We start from the raw sequence: 6,847 nt of genomic DNA, 5'->3' as shown, positions 1-6,847 counted from the left end.
GGTTATCACGCAGATAAAATTCCCAGTAATACTCTTTGTTGTAATCTTCCATGTTAGTTACATTTAATATTAATAATAGTGTTTATTTAGTCCGGCTTTGTAGCCGGATGTTGTTTTTGAATCGTGTTATTTCCTTAAATACACCGTCGGCACCGGCTAGTTCCGTTCCTGGATACAGCGGGTGGTGTGAGCATCATAATCTCTCATTCCTCCAATAATGACACTAGATACACTGATAGCTAAAACTTTATTACTTTCCCAAACAGTCATATAGCCATTCGTCCCTACATAATTTAATTGAGCCTGATTTGGCGGGTAACCGGTGAATCGTCCATAAGTTCTGTTTGAGGTATCATCATACTTCAGCAGTAATCCGCCATTAGCTGTGGCATTGTTAAATATATCAGGCAAAATGCTCGTCTGATTATAACCGACAAAGACTTGTATTACCGAACTTCCGGGGATTCTCCAACCTGCCGGGCAAGGATCGTTGAATGTTTTCGTTGTACCCCATTGTGGCAGCGGATTATCCGAACACCATTGAGAACCGTTATTCCTGGCTATCGATATGGGATTCATATAGGCATTCCGAAGAGAGGTATATCCCAAATCAGTTGGTATAATCCAGGATATACCATCTTCTTTGTAACGGTTCAGCATGTGTTTGGGCGGATAGTCTTTGTTTAGGGTAAATTGATACACGCCAGGTAAAGTAGTGAATGTATAACTACCGGGGAACGGGTCCTTACGACCTTTCTGATAATGAAATCCGTTTGCTTTTGACATGTCGAGTATAGAAGAAGGAACTTCTGTATAACCGGCATAGGCTCCCAGATTACGATCCATCATAACGATTACCTCGGTATCTTTTTTAAGTCTTAGCTTTCGTTTATTTACCGGTTCCAATACAGTTTCATTTCCGGTATCCGAAGGTCGGTAATCCGTAACCCACACATGCCAACTCCATATAATCTGGTTATTTTTATTATAAGCAGCAATAAGCCCGCTTCCCCCTGTGGTGTTCGGAGCAACACGACAATAGATAAGACCGTTTTTCAAGTCAACGATATTGGTATGGTCAGTTTCAGAGTTAGCTACTCCCATAACAGGGTCACCTACATCGCCGTTTTCTTTCGTCTGCCAAAGCAGTTTTACATAGGCAATATCACCTTCCGAATCTATCCAACCTTTTAGCGTTGTATTTTCAATATCCTTATCATTCTGTCTGAACATCAACGGATCGAAGCAGAAAGCTCCACCGGGAGCTACCATAAAACAATTGGCTGTCGGAACCAGATTGCTGTTGTTTTCGGATGCCGCTATCGGGTCGATAATCGTTACACGGCGGTCATTGACTGGTAGGTTAGTATGATTAATCTTTATCGTATAATTATAATCTGTATTCCCATACAAATTGAAGTCGGTCGATTCCGAACCACCTAAATAGACACGGTAACTGAGTTTCTTTTTTGTTTCAGAAGTGTTGGATGCAATAAAATCAATATACGAACTACCTGTCGGAGCATTCGATTTGATACGATATACTTGAGAAGTGGCTGCCGGGTTCGAGCCGCGCACATTAGCAGGTATCCAACAAGAATAAGTTCCGCTACCTATTTGGGTATTTGTTAATTGTATAGTTGTATACTGATCCAATAAAGAGGGGTATGTTTTATCTGTTCCATCTGGCATAACCACTACTTTATAATCGAGCGGGATACTTTGCAACAGGATTTGTTTCAACTGATAACCACTGTATGAATAAGTCCAGTCCAGCGTCAGCCGGGTTGCCAGCCGACGGAGCAACAGGCGGACGTCTTTACCTTCAATACTTTTGATCGTATTATCTTCTACGCAGACGTGTTCCAGATGCAGAACGTAAGGCATCTGGTTCATATGCTCCTGATTGGACGGATTAAGTTCGGATATGGCAGAAGCATTAATACTTTTGGTTTGGGCGGATGCCAGATTGCCGGTACCCAGTGTGGTACTTGTGTTACCTTTTCCCCAGGCAACAATCACCAGTTGGCAATCGGGGTTTGCTGTTAGAGTCAGGCTAATTGCGGAACCGATCTCTTGTTCCGCAACTACATTCGACATGCCACCGATGCGACCGCCGGAACGATCATACTGCTGTATTTCCAGCTTATAGAGTTTATCCGGTTTCAGGGAACTCTCCGTTCCTTTCGTTGCCATTGCCGGTTGGAGAGTGTAACTGAAAGCGGTAACACTTGATTTAGTTTCCGATGGTGCAGACAAAGTATATCCGTCCGCTTCATCTGCCAAACCTATATTGAGTGTTACCTCCACCGTCTTTCCTTCCGACGGATTCACCGCCGGACTATCGATCCGTTCCTCGCAACCAGTGCCTATTAATACCAGTGATAAGAGTGCCATAATTACTCCTTTCGTTTCTAATTTTTGTCCTATACCTGCCATCCTTTTATCATTAATTTACTACATCAAAAGCGCCGTTTTAACAGTTTGCCAGAATCTCTTTCTTTTATAAGAAAGAGAGTTGGGACTGACGCTTTCTGTGTAACCGCTGTTTTTCAGTGTGTTACGCGCAAAGTAAATCAATGACCTTTTTCATCTTTCAGGATGACGTTATTTCAATTTTATCAAATTGTAGCAAAATAGTACTCCGAAACCTTGCCCCGGTCGTTAAAAGTTGCTACTTTAGCCGCCAATAATGCTTGATAATCTAGCATTTTGACACGGCTCTCTTTCTTATAAAAGAAAGAGATTTTTCTCTCCTCTCTCTTCCCGTTGAGTTTCATATTATCATTCGACTCTCCGATTTCTATTTTTACCACATTTTTCATACTCTCTCTTTCCTTTTTTTACGCACATTAACAATGTTATTCTTGAATACACCGGACAGGCCAGCCATAGGCAGAATTAGCAATAATGTTCACTTCTACCATTGTCGGATGAAATCCCATATAATAACGTTCGGCATCAGCCCCCCATATATGACCATACTTTCCAGCATAACTTAATTTCCCGTTATTTATGCAATGCCGTTCGGCATTTGCAGATACCCATACGGAGTTATGGATCGTCTTGGTTGCTATAGACGCATCCCCTATCAAAAATAAACGTCCTCCTTTCGGATTGTTATTATCCGGTACGGAGGTATTACTGCCATACCAATTATTATAGTAATAAAGGAATTTACTGTAGTCTGCTTTTTGTACAGAATTAACAATATCTCCATTTGACGTCTTTCCGAAATTGGTATAAATTGAATTTATCTGAATATTGTTAACTGATATTGTTCTGTCACTGGCAAATAAGTTAGGAATTTTCCATCCTTTCGGGCAAGGATCGTAAATCGTCTTTTTTCCGGGAGCCATACCTCCGTCAGCATTCCAGAATTTAGCCCTGCCGCTTTCCGTATTCCATATTCCGTTTGAATAATAATAAAAAGTTGAAGGATTAGCAATAGCTGTACTCATAGATACTTGTGCCTTTATATTAGCTACTCCAGTGGAAAAACCATCCCCATCATAGATAATATCTGTTTCTTTATTTGTTCCGTCGGCAGAAGGGAAAAATGGGTCTTTACGTCCCCATTGATAAAGAAGTCCAAAGGTATTGACAGCATCCATTACCGTAAAGTCATCACCTATGGTAATACCAGGGAAGCCGCCTTTGCGTGCTCCCAGGTCGCGATCCATCATTACTTTAGCTGCATATACGCCTCCTTCCTGAAATAAAGGGGAATCATATTTATGTACTGTTCCTTTAGAAGAAGATATCTGAGCCGTTGCATATTCCGAAAAACTGTTGATGCGTGCCGGCACATAGTCAGTAATCCAAAGATGCCAGCTCCAAACGATTGTCGAACCGCTATAAGCGGCTATTACTGCATTGCCACCATTGGTAACAGGTATTTTTACGTGAACCAGGGCAGTCGATGGATTATCGAGGTTCTCGTAATTGACCAAATTTTTATGATTATCGTCTGATACTACATATCCCATTACAAGGTCACCACTGGTTCCGGCATCTTTGGTCTGCCAAAGGACTTTTACAGAAGTGATAGTCTTGGATATTGTTCCTCCGCTAGCCAGATAGGTGTTCCAGCCATCTGTACCGGCTTCGTGTTTATAGGGGTTGAAACAGATGTTCGTACCCGGAAGCATCATGAAACAGTTAGCGGTTGTTTGTTCATTGGTACTTTTAACCGGTGTCTGGTCGAGCAACTGGATACGCGGGTCGTTGACATAATTGGCCTGATTAATTTTTACAGTCCAATGATAGTTCTTATTTTCCAACAGGTTGAAATCATCCGTTTCGTTACCACCCAGATAAACACGGTAGTAGAGACGTTCTTTCTTTTCGCTGTTGTCTACTACAAACTCGGCATAGGTAGCCGCTGGATTGGCATTTGTCTTATTCCGATAATAAGGGGAATTGGAATAGGGAGATATGCCTCGGGCGTTGGCGGGAATCCAGACGGTTTGCGTACCTTTGGCGTCTGTCAATTCTGTTCCTGTCAGACGGTAAAAGTCGACAAACTCGGCAACGGAGGTCGGATAGACATCGCCCCATTTATCAGTTTTCTCTGTTTGAGGGACCAGGCGGTAATGCGCCGGTACCTGGCAGAGTTTGACTTCTTTCAGGGTGTAACCTTTATTGGTCATTTCCTGAGTAAAAGTCCAGTCTAACTGAACTTTTACCGCCAGCCGTTTGAGCAGCAGACGAACGTCTTTGCCCGTCGGACTTTCGATTTTACCGGCGGAGGTGATATTGACATTTTCCAGCAAAAGATAATAGGTCATATTGGCCAGACCGTTACCGGTGGCATTGGTAGCAATCTTATTGATATTACTTTTTTTAGCTTCCACTTTCAAATCCTGCACAGCAGATAAAGTTTTACCGGACAACGATTCGAAATCAGTAGAAGCTCCACGGGCGACCAGCAGTAGCTTGCATCCGGTGGCCAGGGTCAGGCTGGCGGTAAAAGTAGAACCGATAGTGACATTCCCTAATGCTTCACCGCCAATCTTGTTTCCACTTTCATTATACTGCCAGATTTCCAGATTGTAGAGTTGATCGGGAATATCCATACCAGACTTAGTCTGTACATCGGCGACAGACACGACCTCAAAGGCCGAACCGCTGTAGCTGCTACTGCCTGCCTTACTGGTTGGCGAAGCGCTTGTACCTGTCCCATCCTCTTCGTCGGCAATACCGATATTGAGTGTTACCTCCACCGTCTTTCCTTCCGACGGATTCACCGCCGGACTGTCGATTTTATCCTCGCAACCAGTGCCTATTAATACCAGTGATAAGAGCGTCATTATAACTCCTTTCGTTTCTAATTTTTGTCCTATACTTGCCATCCTTTTATCATTAATTTACTACATCAAAAGCGCCGTTTTAACAATTTGTCAGAATCTCTTTCTTTTATAAGAAAGAGAGTTGGGACTGACGCCTTTCGTATAACCGCTGTTTTTCAACACATTACACTCTGCAGTAAATCAAAAAACTTCTACGCCCAAAAGGATGGCGTTATTTCAATATTATCAAATTGTAGTAAAATACTACTTGAAAACCTTGCTCCGGTCGTTAAAAGTTGCTACTTTAGCCGCCGATAACGCTAGATTATCAATCATTTTGATACAGACTCTCTTTCTTATAAAAGAAAGGTATTTTCACTTTTTTCTCTTCCCGTTGAGATTCAAACTGTCGTTCAAACTCTACGTTTTTTATTTTTACTGTATTTTTCATATACTCTCTTTCCTTTTTTTACGCACATTAACAATTACATTCAGACACACGAAAAAGCAGCGCAACACCCGACAGGGTGCTGCGTAACTATTGGGTGCATCTGTTATTTTTTACAGATGCGATTGATAAGATTCAGGGGGAATGTTAGAGTTGCTCGATCTCTTCGGAAGTAAGACCGGTTGCCTTTGAAATATCTTCTAAAGACAGACCTAAGGATTTTAAGTTTTGAGCTATTTCTCGGCGTTCTTCTTCACGACCTTGCTTTATACCTTTTTTTATACCTTTCTCTTCGCCTTTGATTTCGCCATCTTCAAAACTGGCATCAATGGCAGAAAGCAAATCGCGTTCGACAGCCAGACTCAGTTCGTACTCCAAACGTTCGTTGGCAGACATACGTTCTATTTCCACGATGCTTTTGAGCTTCTGGAATAGTTGGTTGTTGAGTTCATCCGGTAAACGTTCCATTATTTCGATATTATTTAAGACATACAACCATTTTAAGTAAATGGTCTTGCATTCCGACAAAGGTAATACAAATTTCGGCATTTCTAAATACACTTCGTTCAGCGTTTCGCTGAAAGGTATTTTCAGTTCACGGTCCATCCGTACCACATCCCAGCGGTATTTATCCGGATACCCGGGAGACATCACATAATTAAGGATACAGACAATATATACCTTATTTATATTGTAATCCCAATGTTTCTTACGCTCTTCTTCCGTCAAATGTGACAGTTTTTCACGGCCTACAATAGACTGTTGCTGGATAGCAAACGAAGCATAATACAGGATACGGTCGGAAAAGTATTTCTGACGGGTCTTCTGCATCTCCACAATAAAGAACTCCCCCTTCTCATTCTCACAAAAAATATCAAATACTGCACGACGCTGATCCTGCTTCAGGCCCAGCATTTCGACATTGCGAAAAGTGATGTTGATGATTACTTCGTCATGGAGAACTCCATTTAGAAAACTGATGATTAAGTCTTTACTGACTTCACTCCCGAAAATGAGTTTAAACCCGTAATCCGAGAAAGGATTAATAAATTTGCTCATAGTTATAAGTTTTTAGTTGCGCCCATAGTGAGCGTGCGACAAATATATG

General features: G+C 41.8%; 5 protein-coding genes. All 5 read right to left on the bottom strand.

The features are described from left to right. Positions 1 to 156 precede the first annotated feature (156 nt). On the bottom strand, positions 157 to 2,439 hold the full coding sequence (locus tag DWW91_RS11955) for a DUF4906 domain-containing protein (protein WP_122327857.1): 2,283 nt from the start codon (positions 2,437 to 2,439) through the stop codon (positions 157 to 159). A 182-nt stretch (positions 2,440 to 2,621) separates the two neighbouring features. Then, positions 2,622 to 2,825 carry a hypothetical protein gene (locus DWW91_RS11950; protein ID WP_048317933.1) on the bottom strand — a complete coding sequence of 68 codons (204 nt, stop codon included), beginning with the start codon at positions 2,823 to 2,825 and terminating at the stop codon, positions 2,622 to 2,624. Positions 2,826 to 2,861: 36 nt separating this feature from the next. Next, on the bottom strand, positions 2,862 to 5,354 hold the full coding sequence (locus DWW91_RS11945) for a DUF4906 domain-containing protein (RefSeq protein WP_122327856.1): 2,493 nt from the start codon (positions 5,352 to 5,354) through the stop codon (positions 2,862 to 2,864). A gap of 265 nt (positions 5,355 to 5,619) precedes the next feature. After that, positions 5,620 to 5,742 carry a hypothetical protein gene (locus tag DWW91_RS28310; RefSeq protein WP_255420030.1) on the bottom strand — a complete coding sequence of 41 codons (123 nt, stop codon included), beginning with the start codon at positions 5,740 to 5,742 and terminating at the stop codon, positions 5,620 to 5,622. Positions 5,743 to 5,886: 144 nt separating this feature from the next. Continuing rightward, positions 5,887 to 6,798, bottom strand: a complete 912-nt coding sequence (locus tag DWW91_RS11940) for an Rpn family recombination-promoting nuclease/putative transposase (protein WP_010803178.1) — start codon at positions 6,796 to 6,798, stop codon at positions 5,887 to 5,889. Positions 6,799 to 6,847 lie beyond the last annotated feature (49 nt).

This window comes from Parabacteroides sp. AF17-3 (assembly GCF_003635445.1).
GTDB lineage: Bacteria > Bacteroidota > Bacteroidia > Bacteroidales > Tannerellaceae > Parabacteroides > Parabacteroides goldsteinii.
The sequence above is the reverse complement of the archived record's forward strand: the minus strand, read 5'-3'. Positions and strand labels throughout refer to the sequence as shown.

Bases quoted from the DNA above. Each gene is read 5' to 3' on its own strand.
- DWW91_RS11955 (WP_122327857.1), bottom strand. From the start codon at position 2,439: ATGGCAGGTATAGGACAAAAATTAGAAACGAAAGGAGTAATTATGGCA.
- DWW91_RS11950 (WP_048317933.1), bottom strand. From the start codon at position 2,825: ATGAAAAATGTGGTAAAAATAGAAATCGGAGAGTCGAATGATAATATG.
- DWW91_RS11945 (WP_122327856.1), bottom strand. From the start codon at position 5,354: ATGGCAAGTATAGGACAAAAATTAGAAACGAAAGGAGTTATAATGACG.
- DWW91_RS28310 (WP_255420030.1), bottom strand. From the start codon at position 5,742: ATGAAAAATACAGTAAAAATAAAAAACGTAGAGTTTGAACGACAGTTT.
- DWW91_RS11940 (WP_010803178.1), bottom strand. From the start codon at position 6,798: ATGAGCAAATTTATTAATCCTTTCTCGGATTACGGGTTTAAACTCATT.